General features: G+C 51.3%; 1 protein-coding gene and 1 other annotated feature. The gene reads right to left on the bottom strand.

Features of this window, described 5'->3' with window-relative positions:
• On the bottom strand, positions 1–586 hold a 586-nt coding region (locus EDM54_RS26155), incomplete at its 3' end, for a serine--tRNA ligase (RefSeq protein WP_511150405.1).
• 62 nt (positions 587–648) lie between these two features.
• Positions 649–874 (bottom strand) — a binding site (T-box leader).
• Between the last annotated feature and the right edge of the window lie 143 nt (positions 875–1,017).

Below are 1,017 nucleotides of genomic sequence, written 5' to 3'. Positions count from 1 at the left end.
GCAGAAGCTCTTCATAGCCGTGCTCCGTCGTATGCAGATCGAGCATAAAGTTCATCAGCGCGCGCTCCAGACGGGCACCCAGTCCTTTGTAGAAAACAAATCGGCTGCCGGTCACCTTTGCCGCTGTTTCGAAGTCGATGATGCCCAGTTCTTGACCAAGCTCCCAGTGCGGTTTGGGCTCAAAAGAAAACTTTCTTGGCTCGCCCCACGTCCAGGCAACGACGTTGTCATCCTCCGACGTGCCTACCGGAACGCTCTCATGAGGAAGGTTGGGCAAGCTCAGCAGAATTTGCTCAAGCTGTTCATCGAGCTGGCGCAGTTCTTCGTCCAGCACCTTGATTCGGTCGCTTACTTCCTTCATCTCTGCGATCAGATGGTCAGCGTTCTCTTTGTTGCGCTTCAATACCGCTACCTGTTCGGATACAGTATTTCGTTTGTTCTTCAAGCCTTCCGCTTCCTGGATCAACTGGCGGCGCTTTTCATCCACCTCGGCAAACTGATCCAGTGCAGAAATATCCTCATTGCGATCCGCCAAACGGCGTCTTACTCCGTCTAAATCGTTGCGCAACACTTTTACGTCTAACATAGATACCCCTCCAACATCGTTGATTCTTCTTGCACGCAATGAAAAAACACCCGTCCCCTATGGTAAGGGACGAGTGTTGGTAACCCGCGTTGCCACCCTTGTTGATATATGCCTGCTTCCGTTTCCCGGCATATACCCGCTTGAATCCGCCGTAACGGGGCGGTGCCGGGCAAAGTTGATCCTTTGCCACTCAGAGATGGATTCCCTTGCAGACTGGGTCGGTTTTCACCTGCCACCGACTCTCTGGGCCAAGCGCTTGCAAAGTACTAGTCTCTTCATCGCGTTCCTTGTTTGTTATCTTCTATTGTTAACTGTACTACAGGTTCTATACCTGTGTAAAGATCGTGAAAAAAACCGGCACCATTATCGGTACCGGTTTTGGACATGCATCTTTTACGGACAATCAGCCGCGGTATTCCTTCACCATGTCG

The organism is Brevibacillus borstelensis (assembly GCF_003710865.1).
Lineage (GTDB): Bacteria > Bacillota > Bacilli > Brevibacillales > Brevibacillaceae > Brevibacillus > Brevibacillus borstelensis.
The sequence above is the reverse complement of the archived record's forward strand: the minus strand, read 5'-3'. Positions and strand labels throughout refer to the sequence as shown.